This is a genomic window from Acinetobacter sp. AKBS16 (assembly GCF_002899995.1).
GTDB lineage: Bacteria > Pseudomonadota > Gammaproteobacteria > Pseudomonadales > Moraxellaceae > Acinetobacter > Acinetobacter baumannii.
On the sequence record NZ_POYH01000082.1, the window covers coordinates 58542 to 78917 of the forward strand.

Here is a 20376-nt window from a genome sequence, read left to right on the forward strand (position 1 = left end):
CCGAGCTGCTGCACGTCCAACGCCCTCAGCCAATACATTCGTTCCGAGCGCAAACAAGGCAATTAAGATGACAGGAGCAAACACGGCCCATGGTTGAACTAATAAACCAGCGCGATTTTCATTAATCATGAGCCCCCAATCTGCTGCTGGAGGTGCCACGCCATAACCTAGAAAAGCCAAACCAGATAACATACCCACTGCCCATGTCAGCATCACACCAAGATGAATGAGTAATGGCGTCAACATATTGGGTAAAATTTCACGGAATAAAATATAAGTTTTTGAATAACCAAGAATTCGGGCAGCTTCGATATATTCCTGTTCCACTAAATTAAGTGCAACGCTTCGTGCAAGACGCACGACTCCTGGAATAAAAGCAATTGAAACCGTTAAAACGATGAGCCAAGGCTGTCGACCTAACATCGAAACGATAAGTAAGACCAAAATAAGATCAGGAAAGGCCATAAAAACATCAGTCAGCCAAGTTACGAACTGATCAATCTTATTTCGGGCAAAAGCAGCTAATATGCCTAAACTAGAACCAATAACTAATGCGACCAAACTGGCAGCTAGCGTCATCCAGATAATTGAAGCACCGCCAGCAAGAACACGTGACCAAACATCATGACCAATATAGTCATAACCTAAAAATGATTTTCCTTCGGGTGGTCCATAAGTCATGCCGACCAATGCCGTAGGTTCAAATGCAACAAATAACGGCCCAACCAATGCGAAAATCAAAACTAGGGCTGTGACTACAAATCCAAAACGTACTTGTCTTTCACGGATTAATGTTTGAAAAAAGTTTCTTTGGTACCAATGAAGTGAGCTCATTTCCCACCTCCTTGCTGAATATTCTTTAACGCATTGCGACGATCGACAGGTTTTACCGTAATTGGTCGGCCAGACTTCCATAAACGTAATGCCTGACGTCGCCCTGGTGAACGTGCTTTATGTCTTTTTGCAGTTCGTATTTTTGGTGTGAGTAAAGTCGTGATTAAATCTGCAATTAAATTAACAACGACCACACAAATGGTGAGCAATAAAACGATTGCTTGAATGGTCGGGATATCCCTCATTTCGATTGCTGCATTAAGTGCATTACCAATACCGGGGTAACTGAAAACCACCTCAATAATGAGAGCACCACTTAGCAAAACTCGTATGGTCAATGCTGTACCCTGCACCACAGGAACCAATGCATTTGGTAAAACATGTTTCCAAATAATCCGGCGCTCAGGAATACCACGCAGTCGTGCAGAGGTCACATATTCCGACTCTAGCGCATCAATCATTGAACCACGTACTAAACGCATCAGATATGGAATGAGTGATAAAGCTAAAGTTAAAATTGGTAAAATTAAAAACTCTAGTTGGCTATAAGGAGACTCATTAGGAATCAGTAACGAGGCCGCTGGTAATATATGTAAAACCGATGTTGAAAAAAACATCATTAACCAAATCGCAATAACAAACCCCGGCACCGCTTTAAACACAATAGAGCTAGAGACAATAATACGATCGAGTTTGCTATCGCGATGAAGCGAGAGCCACACACCTAACACGACTGAAATCGGTACAGTAACGACAATCACGAGGCTCGTGAGTGCAACTGTATTACCAAAATAATTCTGAATAATTTCTAAAACAGGCACATTGGAATCAATCGAGCGTCCAAAATTACCTTGTAACAATTGACTCAACCAATGCCAGTATTGAAGCAATATCGGATCATTTAATCCCAATTGTTCACGAAGTATTTGTACCGTTGCTTCAGGTGCTTCTGGTCCTAAAATGACACGAGCTGGGTCAGATGGAAGTGCTTGTGTCGCAATAAAAACAATGAGACTAATAACAAATACAACCAATACCCCTGACACCAAACGTGTCAAAAACCAAGGTAACCATGCAGGAAATTCAAATGACTTGGCAATTGTTGGTTGTTGAATAGATGCTTCTATTTTGCTGGATTGAATTGTCATATCGGTTACCCTCTACGCCAGAATTCATCTGTACGCCACGCAGCAAAGCCTGTGCGATCAGGCGTTACACCACCAATTTGGTTCGAATGTGCATCAAGGACATTATTAAAGCCCCAAATGAGTAAACCACCTTGCTCATGCTGAATATGCTGTGCCTCATGAACAAGAACTTTTCTTTTTTCCAAATCGGGTTGTTGCAATGCTGCATGTACTAGTTCCGTAAAGCGCTCATTCTTAAAACGAGTTTTATTATTTGCCGCACCCGGCCCATCAATTTGCAAAACTGTTAATAAGAAAGGACGTGAAACGTTCGAGCCTGTGCTAAATGCCCAATCTTGTTTTACTGCATCCGCAAAAGTAGCAGCTTCAACCTGTTTAACATTAACAATGACACCTGCTTGAGCAGCATGTTGAGCAAAAACTAATGCAGCATTGCTATCTGGGCCTGTATATAAATCGACCGTTAGACTGTTATTAAAACCAGCTTCTTTGAGTAGCGCTTTTGCTTTATTTAAATCTTGCTTGCGCTGCGCAATACTGTGGTCATATACAGGATCACTAAACGAATAAAGGTCATTTGCAACTCGTCCTTGCCCCGCTAAAGCACGTTTGACCAAATCGTCTCTATTGGCAATCAATCTAAAAGCTTGTCGTACCCGAGGATCATTGAACGGCGCTTTAGACGTATTCATATCAAATGATTGCCAAGCATCGGTTTCCGATGAAACTAGATTTAGCCGTTTATTAGATTGAATTAAAGCAATATGCTCAGCACTTACTCCAGATGCAATATCAATTTGGCCTGATTGCAAAGCAGCAAGACGCCCTGTTTGATCCTTAAAATCAATAATTTCTATTGCATCGGCATAAGGTTGATTTTCTTTCCAGTAATTTTCAAAACGTACAAAACGTGAACGCTGGCCGGGTGTAAAACTTTCAAGCTTAAAGGGGCCAGCCCCGACTACATTTTTAACTGGGTCGTAATCTGTAGGAACAATACCACCCCAGCTCATCCATGCTTCTGGTAAAGCAACCAATCCCTTTCCTTGAGAAAAAGGAATTTCAACGGTGTATTCATCGCGCTTTTTAATTGCATCTCTTTGCAAAGAATAAAGATAAGCTGCAAATGGTGAGGCAAGTTTGGGGTCAGTTAAGCGCCGTAAAGAGAAAATAACATCATCGGCTGTAATGGTTTTACCGTGGTGAAATTCGAGTCCTTTTTTTAAGCGAATAGTCCATTTGGTTCCGTCATTATTGGGCTCAGCAAATTCAGCAAGGGCAAGTTTTGGCTGAATATCTCTGCCCCATTCCCATAACTTTGCATATAAAGGCCAGCCTCTAAACGCACTGGACATACCAATAGGTTTATGTGCATCTAAATTGCCTGCTTGGTTACCATTAATCACTCCAATTTTGATAACACCACCTTTTTTCGGCGTATCATTTTGGGAGGTAGCGGCAGTAGCGCTTTCAGACGATGAAGAGTCGGGTTTTGAACATCCTATAAGGCTAATTGCAGCAAAAGCGCCAACACCTAATCCCGTCTGTTTAATGAGTTCTCTACGTGTAATTTTATTCATGCCTTCTCCCTTAAACCACGACTTCTTGATTCAAGAGGGAATCAATGGATGAATTTTTATTTAGCTTAGGTAACTCAAAACCATGATCTAGCTCTAATAATGGAAACAATAAATCTGCTACCCGATAGGCTTCTCCAATTAAAGGGAAACCAGACAAGATAAAGGTTGATACACCATAGCTTTCGTATTCTTTAATCCGTTTGGCAATATTTTCAGCACTACCAACTAAGGCAGTTCCTGCGGCTGGGTTTAAAATATCGAAACCAAATAAAGATGGGCCAGTCCAAACATTAGGATAAATTTCAAAATCTTTAGCTTGAGGCAAATCACCTCGACGTAATTGTTCTAAGTTCTTTTGAATAGATGGGTTGTTGCTTTGATAACTCTCAAAACTTTCATTTGGAGGAAGCTGTCGTTTAACAGCTTCGATTGCATAATTTACATCAATCTTGTCAAGTAACGACTGAGCATATTGCCAAGCCTCTTCTTCTGTTTCCCGAACAATAATTTGTAATCGAGTCCCAAATTCTAAAGTTCGGCCAATTTTTGCTGCCTCAGCCGCAACCTTGCTAAACTTTTTTCCAAGTAATGGTGGTGTATTCGCAAAACTTAAATACACATCTAATAATTCAACAGAATGCTGAACGCCTTTGGCAGAAGTTCCTGCTCCCCACAAAGGAACACCCTGCTTTTGAGTTGGACCACGCCATTTGGACATTGGAGATCCACCCTCTAAGCGTGGAGCAATTTGAATAAACTCGCCCTCAAATCCCGAGGTATCACCTAAGTAGTTTTGTTGAAATGCATTCCAGTATTCTTTACTAAAGTCATAACGCTCATCATGAGTATAGTGAATGCCTAAAGCTGCCAAACCCTTATCATTTCCATTGACGACATTAAATAACAAACGCCCTTTAGAAAATGCATCAAAAGTTTGCGCATATTTTGCCAAAACTGCTGGTTGGACTTCTCCAGGATGTTGGGCAATCAGAAACTTTAAACGTTCAGTAAATGGAATTAAACTTGCAGCAACAGCAAGTGTTTCATACTCACTTGTACCCATGAGTGAACCGTAAAAACCAAGTCGATCTGCGGTAATCGCAATCTGTTGCAAGTGTTCATAATCGGTATCCCACCGCCCAGATTCCAACCAAGGATATGGTCCATCTGGAGAAGTGAGATACCATAAAAGTTTTACAGCCATAGTATTCTCGATCTTTATTTTTTAATCTTTATCTAATTCAGGGGAAGTAAACCCAGCGATTTTGCTTTTTCAGTCAATCCGCTCATTTTCCATTGCTGATGTAAAACCCCTTGCCCGTATTCTCGGCTGCCACCGACTAATTCAGCCAGCAGCTGAATTTGAGCACCTTCTTCAAGCAATAAAATAAATTCAGCAGTTTCCTGTAGTCCTTGGCGTCCCCATACAGTTGCTCCACCATTGGCTTCCAAAATGGCCCGATGTTCAATATCAACTTTGAGTTGATCTAAAATAAAATCCACTTCAGCTTGACGGCGATCAATGTAAATCGGCAACTCTTTAAATAAATGGAAGCGCTGAACAGGCACATAGCGGATCGGTAAAGTACGATGGGTTTGAGCCCATGCGCCTAAATTCGGCGCGTGTACATGAGATATTGTGGTGACATCTGCATGCTCTTTAAAAAGCTTGTTATAGCGCCCACCTGCACTTTTTCTTCCCAATAAAACTTCACCATCAATTGTCTCCACCAATACTTTGCTTTTTTTATCTTTAGACCACGGTCCTGCATAGTTAAAAGTGACTAAGGTATTTTCAGGTCCACGTTCAACAAAATTAACTGTTCCATTTGCAGTAATTGTTCTTGTTTCACGGAATACTTCAAAAGCAAATTCAGCTTTTTCACGGTTCAATTCGATAAAGTCATTGAGTTCACGAGATAATGGCGTTTGAATAAGTGTTGTCATGGTCAAATCCTCTTTAAAAATTTTTATTTTGACGGCGTTTTAAAACTTCGAGTAAAGGACGATGATCAACCCATGTTTCAATATCGACATCGCGCTCTAAGAAGCCATGCAACCAAAGAAAATCTTTTTGTTGTTTTAATAGCTCTAAACGGTCTTCACTTAATGACGGATGTAAAGACTTATGAAAATTATTTCGATAGGCTGTTGCAACACTTTCTGCTCCTGCAATCGTTTCATCTTCTAAAATGACCAAGACCTCATCTAAATGATCTTGTGCCCAATCTGCGGTATCAAACAACTCTTCAAGAAAATCGACGACCACATCAAAATGATCTTCTAATAGGTCTTCATGGACCGTAATGGGACGAGGTGTACCGTTATTAACACGAGAAGTCACATCTTCAAATTTATCTAAATCAATCCCAACTTTTAGGCCACGTTTAGTTGCAGCTTCAACAGCAGAAGCTCCTTTTACATACACGGCATCAACTTCACCTGTAATTAATGCATCAAGACCTGACCAATACGTACTCGCATCACGATTCTCTTTAGATCCAGCACGTTCAGGTACTTCAATAAAATTCACATCACGAAAAGTGAGATTGGCAAGTTGTAAAGCACCACGAATACCTTGCAATGACATGGCTCTAAAAATACTGCCAGCACGTTTGTCAGCATATTCTGGTAAAGCTACTTTCGCATTTTTTAAATGCTCTGGCTGGCTAATATCTGAATCAGGTCGCACAATAATGACTTGCCACTCATCAATCCAAGTCAATCCAATGAGTCGGCTTGGCGCGCCTTCAGAGCGTGCGGCTAACGCAGGTACATTTCCACCCTCTCGGAACAGAGCTGGCAATTGATGATCAAAATGATGGACCGATAAACCTTTACGCGCATCTTGCAAGACAGCAACATCAATGCCGTGTTTTTCAAACTTTTTAACTAAAGTACCGCGTTTTAATGAAATACCTGTTGCTGTGGGTACTGGACATCGAGTGACCCAAATTTCAGACAGGATGTTTTTTACAAATTCTTTAGAATTTTCTTTTTTATCTACTACAAGTGACATACGGATTCCTTAGGATAATTCCACTTTCATCACTTACATTGAGCAGCTTTTATGCCAATTTAATTTATTATTTATTTTCAAATGTTTATGCAAATATAGTAGGATTGGAAATGTTTATATTTCATCATTTTTCAAGGCTAGTGTTGTTTTATCAACAATTATTTTAGACAAATATAACTTTCTATATATTTGTTATGACCACTTTTTAATTCAATGATTTTTTTAGGATGCCAGAACACTATCTTCTAGATATAAGTATCAGAAAGCTAAGGATTCAATGTTTATATATAAAAAAACATCAGTTATCTCATCTCACTAATACTATGGACTGAAATCAATTCTACATAGGCTTCATTAAAAAATATCCTTATATTACTGCTCATTAAGGTAACAAGTTCAGTTAAAAAAAAATTAACTCAACTTGTTACCTTATTACTTAAGTTATTGAATTTTATAAGACCAAAAAGGAACAAGTTGAGTTAAACATACGTTTCAGATCTAAAGCTCTCTTTACGTAGCTTTAAAGTTATTTGGCTAAACATCACTATCTGAGCATAAATATGACATTCATCTTTTCTATTTAGCTTTACATAGCTAACGTAATTTTATTGATCACTGTATAGCTTTTCTTAGAATCTTTGCTGCACTTAAATTTAGATGATCGTCTTTGGCTAAAGAATTAAAATTTAAATTAAATTTCAGATGAACCATGCTCCTTACTACTCAATTAAATTCAAACAACTTTATCATTACAGAAATTTTAAAATAATCATTCTGATACTCAACTTTCTGTATTCCTTTTAAATACTTTAAAGATTAAATCTTCTAATTTAGTTCGCCTTATTATTACCTTAAGTTTTTAAGTAAAATTAAATAAATACGAGAATTATTTACAACCTATTCAAAAGTGATTTTGTTTTTCATATTTTAATTCGTATAAATAAAAAATCTGAGCTAAACCATCACGTTTAATACTTGTGAATATATATTATTTCAATAAATATTATAATTAATTAAATTGTTTTTAGCTTGGTATTTTAGTTTAAATTTTTATAATTTTAATTAAAGCATTTATTATCAATAATTTAATTTTACAATAACTAAGATACATTAATATTTGTAAAGTGTGATTTAATTATCGTTTTAATAAAATAGATGTAGAAATAAAACCTATTTATACAAATTAAATAATTAGTGAGATACGGGTCACATATTATTTTATGTTTTTTAATTGAAATTGATTTATATATTGTTTTTAAATAAAAAATATTGTATCACTTATATTAACTATTTAATAAATAGGTACTTATAAAATGAAAAATAATATATTTAAAATTTTGGTTTTGGCGGTATTTTCTACTTCCCCACTATTTTGTTATGCAAATAACACAATAATGATTAAAGGAAATATTGTTGAAGACACATGCTCAACAAAAAGTAATGAGATAGAATGTAACGAAGTCAACAATTTGAATATTAAACTTGATAGTGAATATTTAAATAAAGATAGTCTCTATAAATTAACTCAACATACAGAGAAGATGGACACTAGCATTGAAAGTCTAGGTTCTAATCGAAAGATTATACTTATCAATTATCATTAAGCTCATTTCATCATATTACTATAGAAGCTGGCAAAAGAGTGTTTCATACAATTCAACATAATTTTTTATGAATTGGGTATTGAGTCACTCTTTTTCTGCAAAAATGTCTATTTGTATGTTTTTTCTATATACATCTGCATAATTTATTCTATATAATTGTATTGTAAGAATTTAAGCTTATTCTTCACGTAAATTGTTTAATTCTTTTCTAATTACATAGTAGCCTTATGTAATTTTCTTATCTCTATGATTCCTTTCTTCTAAACAATAAAAACTATCTATAAAACAGTTATATAAGCTGTGTTAACTAGCTGTAACTCCATCCTAAAAGTGCGACACAATTAAAACTATAAAAAATAATGTGACATAGTTTGCATTTTGTTTAAAAAGTGTTAGCATTGTTACATTACTTTTCAAGATGTCAAACACTGGAAAAGTAAGGAATTAAACTTTTATCCAGACTTTTGAGAAAACACTATGAAAAAACTTGCTTTGATCGCTGCTCTTTCGGTTGTAGGGATTGCGAATGCTCAAGCTGCTGATGGTACAATTACAATTAATGGTTTAGTTACAGACAAAACCTGTAACATCGCTACTCCAGCTGGTAAAGATTTCACAGTGACTCTTCCAACTGTTTCTAAACAAACTTTAGCTGCTGCTGGGAATGTTGCTGGTCGTACTCCTTTCCAAATTAAATTAGATAAATGTTCTGAAGGTAAAGTAGCTACTTACTTTGAGCCAGGTGCAACTGTTGACTTCAATACTGGTCGTTTAATTAACACAGATGCTACTGGTGCTAAAAACGTTAATGTTCAACTTTTAGGTAGTAACAATAATTTCATCCCTGTACTTGCTGCGGGTACAAATGGTGCTCAAGCTAATTCTCAATGGGTTGATGTAAGTGCAACTGGTACTGCTGACCTTAACTACTATGCTGAATACTATGCAACTGGCGCTTCTACTGCTGGTAAAGTAACTACTTCTGTTCAATACACAATTATCTATCAATAATTAATTGATAGCGGGGTTTCTGTGTCTGCATGGAAACCCTGTTTTGTGTAGCACTTTCCTGAATCTTTCTTGGTTGAGAACTCGAAAAATGAAATTGAACAGTTATAATTTTTTGTTAGGTTTGGCATTTGCTTCATCTGTTGCTGCTCCTGCCGCTCAAGCAGAAATTGTAATTCATGGTACCCGTGTAATTTATCCGTCGGATGCTAGAGAAGTTACGCTACAAGTTAGCAATAACGGTTCAAAGCCAGCACTTGTCCAAGCTTGGATTGATGAAGGTGATCCAAAAAGTACTCCGGATCAATCAAAAGTTCCTTTTATGATTGCTCCTCCAATTTCTCGTGTTGAAGCGACAAAAAGTCAGACGCTTCGTATTACTGCCCTTCCAAATGCTTCTCAATTTAACCAGAAGCAAGAAACTGTTTTGTGGTTAAACGTTTTGGATATTCCACCAAGACCTACCTCAAAAAATGCAGATACGACACCTGATAACTTCTTACAACTTGCAATTCGTTCCCGGATCAAATTCTTCTATCGTCCGGCTTCAATTAAAGAAGATGCGAATTTAGCAGCAGATAAGCTTCAATGGGTTAAATCTGGTCAGAATTTAACGGTAAAAAATCCAACTCCTTTCCACATTACGATGACTTCTGTTTATCAAAAGGTTGGAGATAAAAAAGTTGATTTATTGCCTCAAGGGCTAATGGTTAAGCCTTTTTCTGAAGAGCCTGTTCAGCTTAAGAATAGCAACCTTCAGGATATGAGTTTTATTAATGTCAACGACTATGGTGGTCGAGTCGAACACCAAATAAAACTTCAGTAATCAGATTATCTTTTTAATAAATTTAAGCACCTATTATGTGAGTAGGCGGACTTAGCTATGCCAAAAAAAAGGCAAGAATCTTATAAATTATTAAAACGCCATATTTGTTATTACTTGGCTTCTGGCGTTGTTACAATGACAATGCCTGTGTTCGTGCATGCTGAAGAAGCAGCTGCGAGTGCGCCTGTAGAAGCTGAATTTGATTCTGCTTTTTTAATTGGTGACGCTCAGAAAGTCGATATTTCTCGATTTAAGTACGGCAACCCTGTTTTACCAGGTGAATATAACGTTGACGTTTATGTAAATGGTCAATGGTTTGGTAAACGCCGCATGATTTTCAAGGCATTAGATCCAAATCAAAATGCCGTAACTTGTTTTACTGGAATGAACCTTCTTGAATACGGCGTAAAACAAGAAATTTTAACCAAGCATGCTCCCCTTCAAAAAGAAAATAATAGTTGTTATAAAATTGAAGAATGGGTAGAAAACGCATTTTATGAATTCGATACGTCTCGTTTACGTGTAGATATTTCAATTCCTCAAGTCGCATTACAAAAAAATGCTCAAGGCTATGTCGACCCAAGCGTATGGGATCGCGGGATTAATGCTAGCTTTTTGTCTTATAGTGGTAGTGCGTATAAAACTTTTAATCAGTCTGGTAACCGAAGCGAAACGACCAATGCTTTTATGGGGGTTACGGCTGGACTAAATTTAGCAGGTTGGCAATTACGTCATAATGGTCAGTGGCAATGGCAAGATACGCCTGCGGAAAATCAATCTAAATCAGACTATCAAGAAACAAGTACATACTTACAAAGAGCCTTCCCTAAATATCGTGGTGTTTTAACACTCGGGGATAGTTTTACCAACGGTGAAGTATTTGACTCATATGGTTATCGTGGTATCGATTTTTCAAGTGATGATCGAATGCTACCGAATAGTATGCTTGGTTATGCTCCACGTATCCGTGGTAATGCAAAAACCAATGCAAAAGTTGAAGTACGTCAACAGGGTCAATTGATTTACCAAACAACGGTTGCACCAGGTAATTTCGAAATTAATGACCTTTACCCTACCGGCTTTGGTGGTGAAATTGAAGTTTCTGTTATCGAAGCGAATGGTGAAATACAGAAATTTTCTGTGCCTTATGCCTCTGTTGTACAGATGTTACGTCCAGGCATGAACCGTTACTCATTAACTGTAGGTCAGTTCCGTGATCAAGACATTGATCTGGACCCTTGGATTATTCAGGGTAAATACCAACAAGGTATTAATAACTATTTAACTGGCTATACCGGAATTCAAGCATCTGAGAATTACGCTGCAATATTGCTTGGTGCAGCCGTTGCTACACCAATTGGAGCAATTGCATTCGACGTGACCCACTCTGAAGCTGAGTTTGAAAAACAGGCTTCACAATCAGGTCAAAGTTTCCGTTTAAGTTATAGTAAGTTAATTACCCCGACCAACACAAACTTAACACTTGCAGCTTACCGTTATTCAACCGAAAACTTCTATAAATTGCGCGATGCCCTACTTATACGTGACTTGGAAGAAAAAGGTGTAAACACTTATGCTGCTGGTGGTCAACGTAGTGAGTTCCAGATTACTTTAAACCAAGGGCTACCTGAGGGTTGGGGTAACTTCTATGTGGTAGGTTCGTGGGTAGATTACTGGAATCGTAGCGAGAGTACTAAACAGTATCAGATTGGTTATAGTAATAACTACCATGGTTTAACTTATGGTTTATCTGCAATTAACCGTAAGGTTGAGTACGGTTCAAATAATGCGACGCATGATACTGAATATTTAATGACGCTTTCATTCCCAATTAACTTTAAGAAGAATTCAGTCAACGTCAACGTTACTGCTTCTGAAGACAGCCGTACTGTTGGTGCAAGTGGGATGGTTGGCGATCGCTTTAGTTATGGTGCCTCTGTTTCGCATCAAGACTATGCAAACCCAACGTTTAATGCTAATGGTCGTTATCGTACTAATTATGCAACTGTTGGCGGCTCTTATAGTATTGCTGATTCTTACCAACAAGCAATGGTAAGTTTAAGCGGTAGTGTTGTTGCTCACTCACAAGGTATCTTATTTGGACCTGAACAAGGCCAAACCATGGTACTTGTACATGCGCCTGATGCCGCTGGGGCAAAAGTGAATAACACGGTTGGTCTAAGTGTAAATAAAGCGGGTTATGCAGTAGTTCCTTACGTTACGCCATACCGCCTTAATGACATTACTCTTGACCCACAAGAAATGTCGAGCGAAGTTGAACTTGAAGAAACAAGTCAACGTATTGCCCCATTTGCTGGTGCAATTGCTAAAGTAGATTTTGCAACTAAAACAGGCTATGCAGTTTATATTAATAGTAAAACTGCAGATGGCAACAGTTTACCGTTTGCAGCGCAAGTTTTTAACCAGAAAGATGAAGCTGTAGGTATTGTTGCACAAGGGAGTATGATTTACTTACGTACACCCCTCGCTCAAGATCGTCTCTATGTTAAATGGGGCGATGAAAGTAATGAACGTTGTTCGGTTGAGTACAACATCAGTAATGAGTTGCAAAATAAACAACAAAGCATAGTTATGACTGAGGCTGTATGCAAATGAAAAGAATATTATTAACGGGTTTTTTATTTACAGCAGGCCTTGGTGTATATGGTGAAGCTAATGCTGCTTGTACTCCTGAAACTGGATTTAAGACTCTAGACGTTCCTATGGCAGTTGGACGTGTGGTAGTTCGCCCAACTGATGAAGTTGGAAAGGTATTAAGGAAAGCTACCTTCCCTATTTCTTCCAATGGCTCAACTTACTGGTGTGATTCATATGGAGGATATTTAGAAGCTAATCTTACACAAAATTATCCTATTAGCTCCATCGGAAATAATGTCTATTCAACAAATATTCCTGGGATTGGTATTCGTTTATACCGTGAAGCAGAAAATGCTACAAATTTCTCTGGTTATTATCCTTATAGAGCGGCCACTCAAAGAAGTAGAAGGTATACGCTAGCAACAGGGTATTTTGTAGTGGAGATTGTTAAAACTGAAACACAGACTGGCTCAGGTACCTTAGTACCCGGTCGTTATAGTACTTATAATGCCTCTGGCTATTCAGCTGTTCCTTGGTTAACAAGTACTGTGTATGGTAATGCAATTACCATTGCTTCTTCTTCATGTGAAATTCAGGGTAATATCAATAAAGTTGTACAGCTGCCAACAGTTACAAAGGCAGGTTTTAAAGGTGTTGGCTCAACTCAAGGCGACCAAACCTTTGATATGAACATTCTATGTAATGGTGGTATTAACCCAACAGGTTATGAAGAGAAAAACCTCATTAGCTTAACTTACGACTTTACCCAAGACGGAACAAATAATCAGGTCCTAGCAAATACTGCTCCGACATCTGAAAAAGCAAATGGTGTAGGTGTACAGTTACTCTGGAATTATCAAAATAAAAATCAGGTTATCAAAAAAGGTGACAAATTAGCCTTAGGTACTTTGTCTTCTAACCAGACACTTCAATATAATGTACCAATGACTGCCCGCTACTATCAAACAGCAGCAAATGTGACGGCGGGTAAAGTACGTGCAATGGCTACTGTAACTATTGAATATGATTAATCATATTCAATAGTTAATAAAATTAATAATTTTCAAATAATTAAATATTAATAATAACTTTTACTTTCTAAAAATTTCATACTTAACTCGATAGGAATATTTATGAAAAAATAGGTATAGTGGCTGTTAGTGCAATTACATTATATTGGGCTATGTATGAGATGTCTTTTGATAATACCAATACAGTAACGCATAATGAGGCTAGCCAAAAAGTCACATCTAAAAACTTTTCATCATAAGTGCAATATCAATAGATGCCGAACAATTATTTGGACAAGAGTTGTCGAACGAACTGATTACTGACCGTAATACATTACAGTTTAACTACCCTCAGGGTACAACTGATATCTGTGGTAATGCAATTTAAGATATAAAACTATCAAGTGTAAAAAAGGGCTGAATCACAGCCCTTTTCTTTCGTTTAGAAATGAATGACAGTACGAATTGATTTACCTTCGTGCATTAAATCAAAAGCGGTATTAATATCTTGTAGAGGCATGGTATGTGTTACAAAAGGCTCAAGTTGAATATCACCTTTCATGGCATCTTCGACCATTTTAGGAAGTTGTGAACGGCCTTTTACTCCACCAAAAGCAGTGCCTAACCATTTACGGCCTGTCACTAGCTGGAATGGGCGTGTCGAAATTTCTTGACCAGCACCAGCAACACCAATAATAACGGATTGTCCCCAACCACGATGTGCACACTCTAGAGCCGAGCGCATAACATTGACGTTACCAATACATTCAAATGAATGATCTACGCCCCAACCTGTCATTTCTACAATCACTTGCTGAATAGGTTGGTCATAATCTTTTGGATTTAAGAAATCTGTAGCGCCAAACTGTTTAGCAAGTTCAAATTTATCTGGGTTTGTATCTACGACAATAATGCGTCCTGCTTTCGCTTGACGTGCACCTTGTACAACAGCTAAACCAATACCGCCTAAACCAAATACGGCAACCGAATCACCTTCTTGTACTTTTGCTGTGTTATGCACGGCGCCAATACCGGTCGTTACACCACATCCAAGTAAACATACTTGTTCGTGATTCGCTTCAGGATTGATTTTAGCTAAAGAGACTTCCGCAACTACTGTATATTCACTAAAGGTTGAACAACCCATGTAATGGTAAATCGGTTCGCCGTTATATGAAAAACGTGTAGTTCCATCCGGCATTACACCTTTACCTTGCGTCGCACGTACCGCAACACACAAGTTAGTTTTTCCGGATTTACAGAATAAGCATTCTTTACATTCAGCCGTATAAAGTGGAATCACGTGGTCGCCAGGTTGAACACTTGTTACGCCCTCGCCTACTTCAACTACAACACCTGCACCTTCATGACCTAAAATCGATGGGAAAACACCTTCTGGGTCATCACCAGATAATGTAAAAGCATCGGTATGACATACCCCTGTATGGGTAATTTTTATTAAAACCTCACCAGCCTTGGGTGGTGCAACATCAACTTCAACAATTTCTAAAGGTTTTCCTGGGGCAAAGGCGACAGCTGCACGAGATTTCATCTTTGGGTTTCCTTTATATCATTCGGTACTTATAGTCGAGCAAAATAGATTATGTAACCGTAATACAAGAGCTTAATTTTGCTTAAATTAAAATTGGCTTTCATGACAATCCATCACAGCATAGCCAGTCAGAAACGTCTAAGCAAGCCTGTACTAAAAAAAGAAGAAAACCTCCTAGATGAAGAGGTTTTCTATCAGATTACTTCTCTTATAAACAGCTTATGTTTACTTAGAGGTAAATATCTGGTGGATACGGTGTGTTATCACTAATTGGTGAGTAAAGCGTATTTTCAACAAAGAAACCATTTGGGGCTTGGGTCGTATCAATGGTAATTGAATCAAACATGACTTGCGGATAGGCCCAGATAAACTGCTTGATTAGGCCAAGAGATACGTTATTTTTCATATCGCCAAAAATCCTCTGCCAAATTGGAGTCCGATAAGGTTTGTTTTTGTCGAATCCATAGATATAAACAATAGATGCATCTGGTACAAATCCAGATAAATAAGCAACTTTATTTGCCGGATAACCTAAATCTTGAGTTGGTATCTGAGAAACAGCTTGATGAGCTAAATCTAATTTAGCTTCTAAAAGCCAGTCATAGGCTTCAGTCATGATGTAATCAAAATTTGGATAGAAGTAGTGCTGGCTTGGATAGTTGATATAGGTTGCTAGGGTTTGTATTGGAGAACGAATGGATGGGAAAAATATTAAAGGACACACTTGAGCATTTGCATATTTAGCTTTAATGGCTGCTCGAATATTTTGACAGGTCTGTCCTAACTTATTTCTTAACCAAGTTTTAAACTCATCATACGGCGTACCTGTTTTATTCATAGCCTCATAGATTGTGCCTAGGTCTGGCGCATATAGTCCTGTATCGGCATTAAAGGCTAATTTTGTTGGATAGTCATACACACAAGGTAGGTTCGTGTCCGTGTTATACCACCACCAAGGTTCACCAATTTGCATATTAACATTACAGCCGCCAGCAACCATTGTATCTGCGAACTCAATAAAAACTTTGTGCAAATAAGCCAAAGCATTTTGATCACTTAAGCTAAAAAAATAACTCGGTGGTTGGTAACCTGTTTTACCTAAATTGCTATTCCAGTCACGCTGTGCCCAAAACTCATTTGCTCCAAGTGAATACATCTCAAAACTTACCCCAAAAATGGGTTGCATGTTTGCATTATGTAGAGCTTGGGCATATTTCTCATGCCATTTTCGGGTACATGCGTTGACGACTGCCTCACCTGTTACTAACGTATCTGGTATTTGCCATTTATTAATATCGCTTTTCCATGTCATTTCAGGATAATGCGACATTCCACAATAGTGGTTTACCAATCCCTGATATCCCAAAGCGACCATATTGTTGACTAGGCGCTGCGGGTTCAAGTCATAATGGTCATCATAGCTGGTACAGATCCCATAATTGTGCTGGGGTACAACAACACAACTCAGATTTAACTTTGCATTTGTTCCAGTCACGACTGAATTGGTAATACGAATATAACCATCTTCCGGCTGGCTTAACGGCGTAGCTGACTGGCCGTTATAGTGGCTAGTAAAGCCTGAAAATGAGATACGTTGAATATTGGTTACCGGAAAGCTATCTGTAGCAGAAAAACCAGCTTTAACTGTATCCCAGTTAATATGAATGTGCGCCGTTCGCGACGAAGGATTATTTGCATAATTAAATAAGACGATATATGCAATTTTATCTACGCCATTGTCATGATAGTACACCGTTAAAGTTGGCGTTAAACTTGGATTATTAAGTACGGGCATAGAAGCCGATAATTCAATATCAAAATCCCAAACTACCCCTGCATAACTATATTTGGTTTCATATGCTAAAAGTTTATGATCTTTCGTATCATAAGAATCCCAGCTAATCCCTACCAAGTCATTTGTCATACGTGATCTAAAAGATGCTTCAAATCCATTTCCATAATTTGTAATGGCAAAAGACATGGTTTGTGGGCCGTCTATTCTCCAGTAAATAGGACTAAACCGATCAATAAGTGTATTTTGGGTAATTGGATGAGGTGATGTATTAGTATTATTTTGCACATTTTGTCGATTAGTTATCATGATGTCATTCTCTTAATGTATTAAGAAGTTTTATATTAAATAAGTATTCTTATTTTACTGTTCAGATAAGTAACAATGACGTTTAAATTATTTACAGTGAATATTTTTAAAAAGCTCAAAATAAACTTAAACAAAAAACTTAATATTATTCTAAAATATTTTTTCTACCGAGGAGACTATAAATGTCAAAATTAATACAGCCTATCAGTTTTAAGGCTTTGTTTATATTTACTCCTCTTCTGTTTGTATCAATAGGTTATAGTGAAACACTATATTCCCAAACAATCCCATCAGTAAAGTCTTCTTCAGAAAATATCGATTATCCAGAGATCGACACGGCACTAGGAGAAAAGTTACAACCGAATGAGGAAGTAATAGCTCATCAAATAACTCAAGTTATTGAGAAGTCGATTCATGAACAGTATACGGCGGGAAATGCTTTGCGTGATGCACACCCTAAAGCGCATGGATGTGTTCGTGCTGAATTTCATGTATTTAAAAATATACCAGCTCAACTTGCAAAAGGTATTTTTATTCCAGATAAAAACTATGAAGCATGGATTCGTTTTTCGAATGCTTCTAATGATGCTTCTAGAGCAGATATTGAAAAAGACGCACGTGGAATGGCAATAAAAATCTTAGGTGTATCAGGTCAGAAAATTTTAGAAAATGAAAAAGAGGCTACAACTCAAGACTTTATTATGATTAATCACCCCGTCTTTTTTGTAAATGACGGGCAAAGATACCTGTCTTTTATGAATGATGTAAATAGCCATAATATGATCAGAAAGCTTCATATTCCATTTGCTTTAGGTTTTAAAGGTACTATGAATGCTTTAGGCGCGCGTAATTCTAAAATTGCAAATCCATTATATGCACGGTACTGGTCTATGGTGCCCTATCAATTAGGTTTAGGTGTTGACCGTCAAGCGGTTAAATACTCCGTAAGAAATTGCTCTACAGTGTCTGCAACTCTACCTGATCACCCTAGCCATAATTTTTTACGAGATGCTTTAAAAGATACATTGCAAAAGCAAGACGTGTGTATGGAATTTCTTATACAGCCAAGAACTTCGACTAAAATGCTGGTTGAAGATGCAATGACCGAGTGGAAAGAAAATGAAGCACCTTTTTATCAAGTTGCGACCATTCATATTCCAAAGCAAAGCTTTGATACACCTGAACAGAATCAATTTTGTGAAAATCTCTCTTTTACACCGTGGCATGCTTTACCTGAGCATAAACCGCTTGGCGCAATAAATAGAATGCGTAAAATTATTTATGAAAATATAAGCAGAGTTAGACACGATATCAACTCAGCTCCCCGACAAGAACCCAAAAACTAATTTAAGTATAAAAGAACTGCCAATAATCAAAGCAGTTCTTTATAGTTCAGTATTTGATGAGGATGGCCATAGATTTTCTAATTTCTATACATCAATTTCTCAGCAATAGAGCTTAGGTTGGCTAAATTCTTTTTTATTGGATAATCTCCTTTACTTGTATCTATGGTGATCCGATCAATGAAGTCTGCTAACCATAAAATAAATTCTTCTTCATTTTTATAGCTAGGAATCAGACTGCTATCAAATTTGAGCAATACTTCATCTTGAGGGTTAAGCAGCGAACCACTGAAATCTAAAAAATTATATAAAAATTTTAATTCTGTTCCTGTAATGGCTTTTTTTATTTCTATAATTAAATTATTTAAGCTTTTTAGATAATTGCTTGAAGAATCTTGTTTAATATTTTTAGAAATTTTTTCTGCTAATAGTAAGTATTTTGGCATTTCTATCTCCTTGTCAATTTTTTTATAAAATATGAGTATAAAATTAAAGTTATAAATTTAAGTTTTCAGTTTTTATTGAAGTGTTATTTATTTTTTAAAATTAATAGAGTTTTATGTAAGTTGCAACTTTTTATTATTTTAAAGTGTGAACTACTTTGAATTATATTCTGAGTAAATTAATAGGTTTTATATGATTACTGAATTAAACTATGCTCTTCTTTAAAATAAATAAGCTCAACACTTTTAATTATTGAGCTTATCTTTAATTGGCTTAGTATGACTGAAGTATTTCACTTTAAACTTAAGTCATTTTATGGGAACTCTTCATTTTATGAATTTTCCCGCACTTTCTGCATTCTCTGACTTCATCATGTGAAATATCAAAATCATATTCCCAGATGTGCATGCAGAAAAATTGTCTAATATTATGGAGCATAGACACCTCCTTAAAAAACCAACAATTATGGAAGTTTTTTAGAAATTCAGAATACATCTAGACTCAATTGTCTAAAAGGGAAATTTTTCACCATATCTTTTTTGAAAGGTATGTGAAAAAGCTTAAGTTGAAGCAAAAAGAAAATATTTCAAAATATCTTATCTCCTTACTCAATGAAGATAAGTAAAAGGTAGCACTAATCTATGTATCTGTTTTTATAGGGAACAAGTGATTTCTGTTTAGAATGAAAACTTATGTGAAGAGAACGAGATAAAAAAGAGATTAAGCCACAAAAAACCGCCCCAAAAGGCGGTTGCTGAATTTTAACAGCTATGAATAGAAGTACGGCAGAAACCCTTCTATATTTCTTATCACATTATTTTTCTTCGTCTATAATTTTCATAAAAGCTTCAGATTTAAAATAGTTAATGATCAGTTCACCTTCATCATCTAGATGTGTAGATTTTGCTGGTGTCTTAGCGTTATCAAATTCGCAATTAAACTTAAAATCGGGCGGAATAAATTTTGAGATAGGTGGAAGATGGGTTTCCCCACCTGTCGTCATTCGTTCTATAAATCCAGCTAACCATAAAATATATTCATCTTTATTTTTATGACTAGGCATGAGGCTAATATCAATTTTGACGGCACATTCATCTAGTGGCTTTGTTAAACATTCGTCAAAGTCAATAAAATTATATTTAAGCTTAAACTTTGTACCTTTAATTTCCTTACGAATCACACCTATTAAGTTATTTAAATGCTCGGTCGGAGTATCAGAGAAAAGATCATCTTCTTTAATTTTTTTATACACCTTTTCAGCAATCATTAAATATTGTGGCATTTCCTATCTCCTTCCTTCCTCTTTCTG

At 36.8% G+C, this 20376-nt stretch carries 16 protein-coding genes and 2 pseudogenes; 8 read left to right on the plus strand and 10 right to left on the minus strand.

Features of this window, described 5'->3' with window-relative positions; genetic code table 11:
* The 6 genes from C1642_RS14925 to C1642_RS14950 all read right to left on the minus strand — a co-directional run.
* Positions 1-834 (minus strand): ABC transporter permease (locus C1642_RS14925; protein WP_103236518.1); only part of this gene is annotated, 834 nt, incomplete at its 3' end.
* Positions 831-1982 carry an ABC transporter permease gene (locus tag C1642_RS14930; protein WP_103236519.1) on the minus strand — a complete coding sequence of 384 codons (1152 nt, stop codon included), beginning with the start codon at positions 1980-1982 and terminating at the stop codon, positions 831-833. The genes C1642_RS14930 and C1642_RS14925, both read right to left, overlap by 4 nt.
* A gap of 5 nt (positions 1983-1987) precedes the next feature.
* Positions 1988-3562, minus strand: a complete 1575-nt coding sequence (locus tag C1642_RS14935) for an ABC transporter substrate-binding protein (protein WP_103236520.1) — start codon at positions 3560-3562, stop codon at positions 1988-1990.
* Positions 3563-3572: 10 nt separating this feature from the next.
* Positions 3573-4766, minus strand: coding sequence for an LLM class flavin-dependent oxidoreductase (locus C1642_RS14940; RefSeq protein WP_103236521.1), 1194 nt, complete (start codon positions 4764-4766; stop codon positions 3573-3575).
* A gap of 32 nt (positions 4767-4798) precedes the next feature.
* Complete coding sequence (locus C1642_RS14945) at positions 4799-5509, minus strand: class II aldolase/adducin family protein (protein WP_000209266.1); 711 nt, start codon at positions 5507-5509, stop codon at positions 4799-4801.
* A gap of 13 nt (positions 5510-5522) precedes the next feature.
* Complete coding sequence (locus tag C1642_RS14950) at positions 5523-6581, minus strand: ABC transporter substrate-binding protein (protein ID WP_000060709.1); 1059 nt, start codon at positions 6579-6581, stop codon at positions 5523-5525.
* Between the two features lie 1313 nt (positions 6582-7894).
* Between C1642_RS14950 and C1642_RS14955 the strand changes: the two genes are divergently transcribed.
* The 7 genes and pseudogenes from C1642_RS14955 to C1642_RS14985 form a co-directional block, all read left to right on the plus strand.
* Positions 7895-8185 carry a hypothetical protein gene (locus C1642_RS14955; RefSeq protein WP_000794352.1) on the plus strand — a complete coding sequence of 97 codons (291 nt, stop codon included), beginning with the start codon at positions 7895-7897 and terminating at the stop codon, positions 8183-8185.
* A gap of 477 nt (positions 8186-8662) precedes the next feature.
* The gene (locus tag C1642_RS14960; protein ID WP_000731824.1) at positions 8663-9196 is read left to right on the plus strand and encodes a fimbrial protein; all 534 of its coding nucleotides are present in this window, start codon (positions 8663-8665) and stop codon (positions 9194-9196) included.
* A gap of 88 nt (positions 9197-9284) precedes the next feature.
* A complete protein-coding gene (locus C1642_RS14965) occupies positions 9285-10019 on the plus strand; it encodes a molecular chaperone (RefSeq protein ID WP_000774088.1) in 735 nt (244 codons plus the stop codon).
* A gap of 57 nt (positions 10020-10076) precedes the next feature.
* Complete coding sequence (locus tag C1642_RS14970; RefSeq protein WP_103236522.1) at positions 10077-12635, plus strand: fimbria/pilus outer membrane usher protein; 2559 nt, start codon at positions 10077-10079, stop codon at positions 12633-12635.
* Positions 12632-13648 carry a fimbrial protein gene (locus C1642_RS14975; protein ID WP_000821740.1) on the plus strand — a complete coding sequence of 339 codons (1017 nt, stop codon included), beginning with the start codon at positions 12632-12634 and terminating at the stop codon, positions 13646-13648. The genes C1642_RS14970 and C1642_RS14975 overlap by 4 nt, the downstream gene beginning before the upstream one ends.
* A 98-nt stretch (positions 13649-13746) precedes the next feature.
* Positions 13747-13884, plus strand: a pseudogene (locus C1642_RS19665) (DUF4882 domain-containing protein); the annotation flags it as partial.
* 14 nt (positions 13885-13898) lie between these two features.
* A pseudogene (locus C1642_RS14985) lies at positions 13899-14015 on the plus strand (DUF4882 family protein); the annotation flags it as partial.
* A 54-nt stretch (positions 14016-14069) separates the two neighbouring features.
* On the opposite strand, the gene C1642_RS14990 reads toward C1642_RS14985, so the two are convergent.
* Both C1642_RS14990 and C1642_RS14995 read right to left on the minus strand, forming a co-directional pair.
* A complete protein-coding gene (locus C1642_RS14990; protein WP_103236523.1) occupies positions 14070-15179 on the minus strand; it encodes an S-(hydroxymethyl)glutathione dehydrogenase/class III alcohol dehydrogenase in 1110 nt (369 codons plus the stop codon).
* 229 nt (positions 15180-15408) lie between these two features.
* A complete protein-coding gene (locus tag C1642_RS14995; RefSeq protein ID WP_213064284.1) occupies positions 15409-17280 on the minus strand; it encodes a phage capsid protein in 1872 nt (623 codons plus the stop codon).
* A 182-nt stretch (positions 17281-17462) separates the two neighbouring features.
* Between C1642_RS14995 and C1642_RS15000 the strand changes: the two genes are divergently transcribed.
* On the plus strand, positions 17463-18626 hold the full coding sequence (locus C1642_RS15000; RefSeq protein ID WP_103236524.1) for a catalase family protein: 1164 nt from the start codon (positions 17463-17465) through the stop codon (positions 18624-18626).
* 77 nt (positions 18627-18703) lie between these two features.
* Here C1642_RS15000 and C1642_RS15005 read toward each other — a convergent pair whose 3' ends face one another.
* Both C1642_RS15005 and C1642_RS15010 read right to left on the minus strand, forming a co-directional pair.
* Complete coding sequence (locus tag C1642_RS15005) at positions 18704-19069, minus strand: hypothetical protein (protein ID WP_001127350.1); 366 nt, start codon at positions 19067-19069, stop codon at positions 18704-18706.
* Positions 19070-19881: 812 nt separating this feature from the next.
* Positions 19882-20349: a hypothetical protein gene (locus tag C1642_RS15010; protein ID WP_103236525.1), complete on the minus strand. Its 468-nt coding sequence runs from the start codon at positions 20347-20349 to the stop codon at positions 19882-19884.
* Between the last annotated feature and the right edge of the window lie 27 nt (positions 20350-20376).

Excerpts from the sequence above, each read along its gene's own strand:
- C1642_RS14945 (WP_000209266.1), bottom strand. The coding sequence starts at position 5,509 with ATGACAACACTTATTCAAACGCCATTATCTCGTGAACTCAATGACTTT.
- C1642_RS14935 (WP_103236520.1), bottom strand. The coding sequence starts at position 3,562 with ATGAATAAAATTACACGTAGAGAACTCATTAAACAGACGGGATTAGGT.
- C1642_RS15010 (WP_103236525.1), bottom strand. The coding sequence starts at position 20,349 with ATGCCACAATATTTAATGATTGCTGAAAAGGTGTATAAAAAAATTAAA.
- C1642_RS14975 (WP_000821740.1), top strand. The coding sequence starts at position 12,632 with ATGAAAAGAATATTATTAACGGGTTTTTTATTTACAGCAGGCCTTGGT.
- C1642_RS14990 (WP_103236523.1), bottom strand. The coding sequence starts at position 15,179 with ATGAAATCTCGTGCAGCTGTCGCCTTTGCCCCAGGAAAACCTTTAGAA.
- C1642_RS14955 (WP_000794352.1), top strand. The coding sequence starts at position 7,895 with ATGAAAAATAATATATTTAAAATTTTGGTTTTGGCGGTATTTTCTACT.
- C1642_RS14970 (WP_103236522.1), top strand. The coding sequence starts at position 10,077 with ATGCCAAAAAAAAGGCAAGAATCTTATAAATTATTAAAACGCCATATT.
- C1642_RS14950 (WP_000060709.1), bottom strand. The coding sequence starts at position 6,581 with ATGTCACTTGTAGTAGATAAAAAAGAAAATTCTAAAGAATTTGTAAAA.
- C1642_RS14930 (WP_103236519.1), bottom strand. The coding sequence starts at position 1,982 with ATGACAATTCAATCCAGCAAAATAGAAGCATCTATTCAACAACCAACA.
- C1642_RS14965 (WP_000774088.1), top strand. The coding sequence starts at position 9,285 with ATGAAATTGAACAGTTATAATTTTTTGTTAGGTTTGGCATTTGCTTCA.
- C1642_RS15005 (WP_001127350.1), bottom strand. The coding sequence starts at position 19,069 with ATGCCAAAATACTTACTATTAGCAGAAAAAATTTCTAAAAATATTAAA.
- C1642_RS14960 (WP_000731824.1), top strand. The coding sequence starts at position 8,663 with ATGAAAAAACTTGCTTTGATCGCTGCTCTTTCGGTTGTAGGGATTGCG.
- C1642_RS14995 (WP_213064284.1), bottom strand. The coding sequence starts at position 17,280 with ATGATAACTAATCGACAAAATGTGCAAAATAATACTAATACATCACCT.
- C1642_RS15000 (WP_103236524.1), top strand. The coding sequence starts at position 17,463 with ATGTCAAAATTAATACAGCCTATCAGTTTTAAGGCTTTGTTTATATTT.
- C1642_RS14940 (WP_103236521.1), bottom strand. The coding sequence starts at position 4,766 with ATGGCTGTAAAACTTTTATGGTATCTCACTTCTCCAGATGGACCATAT.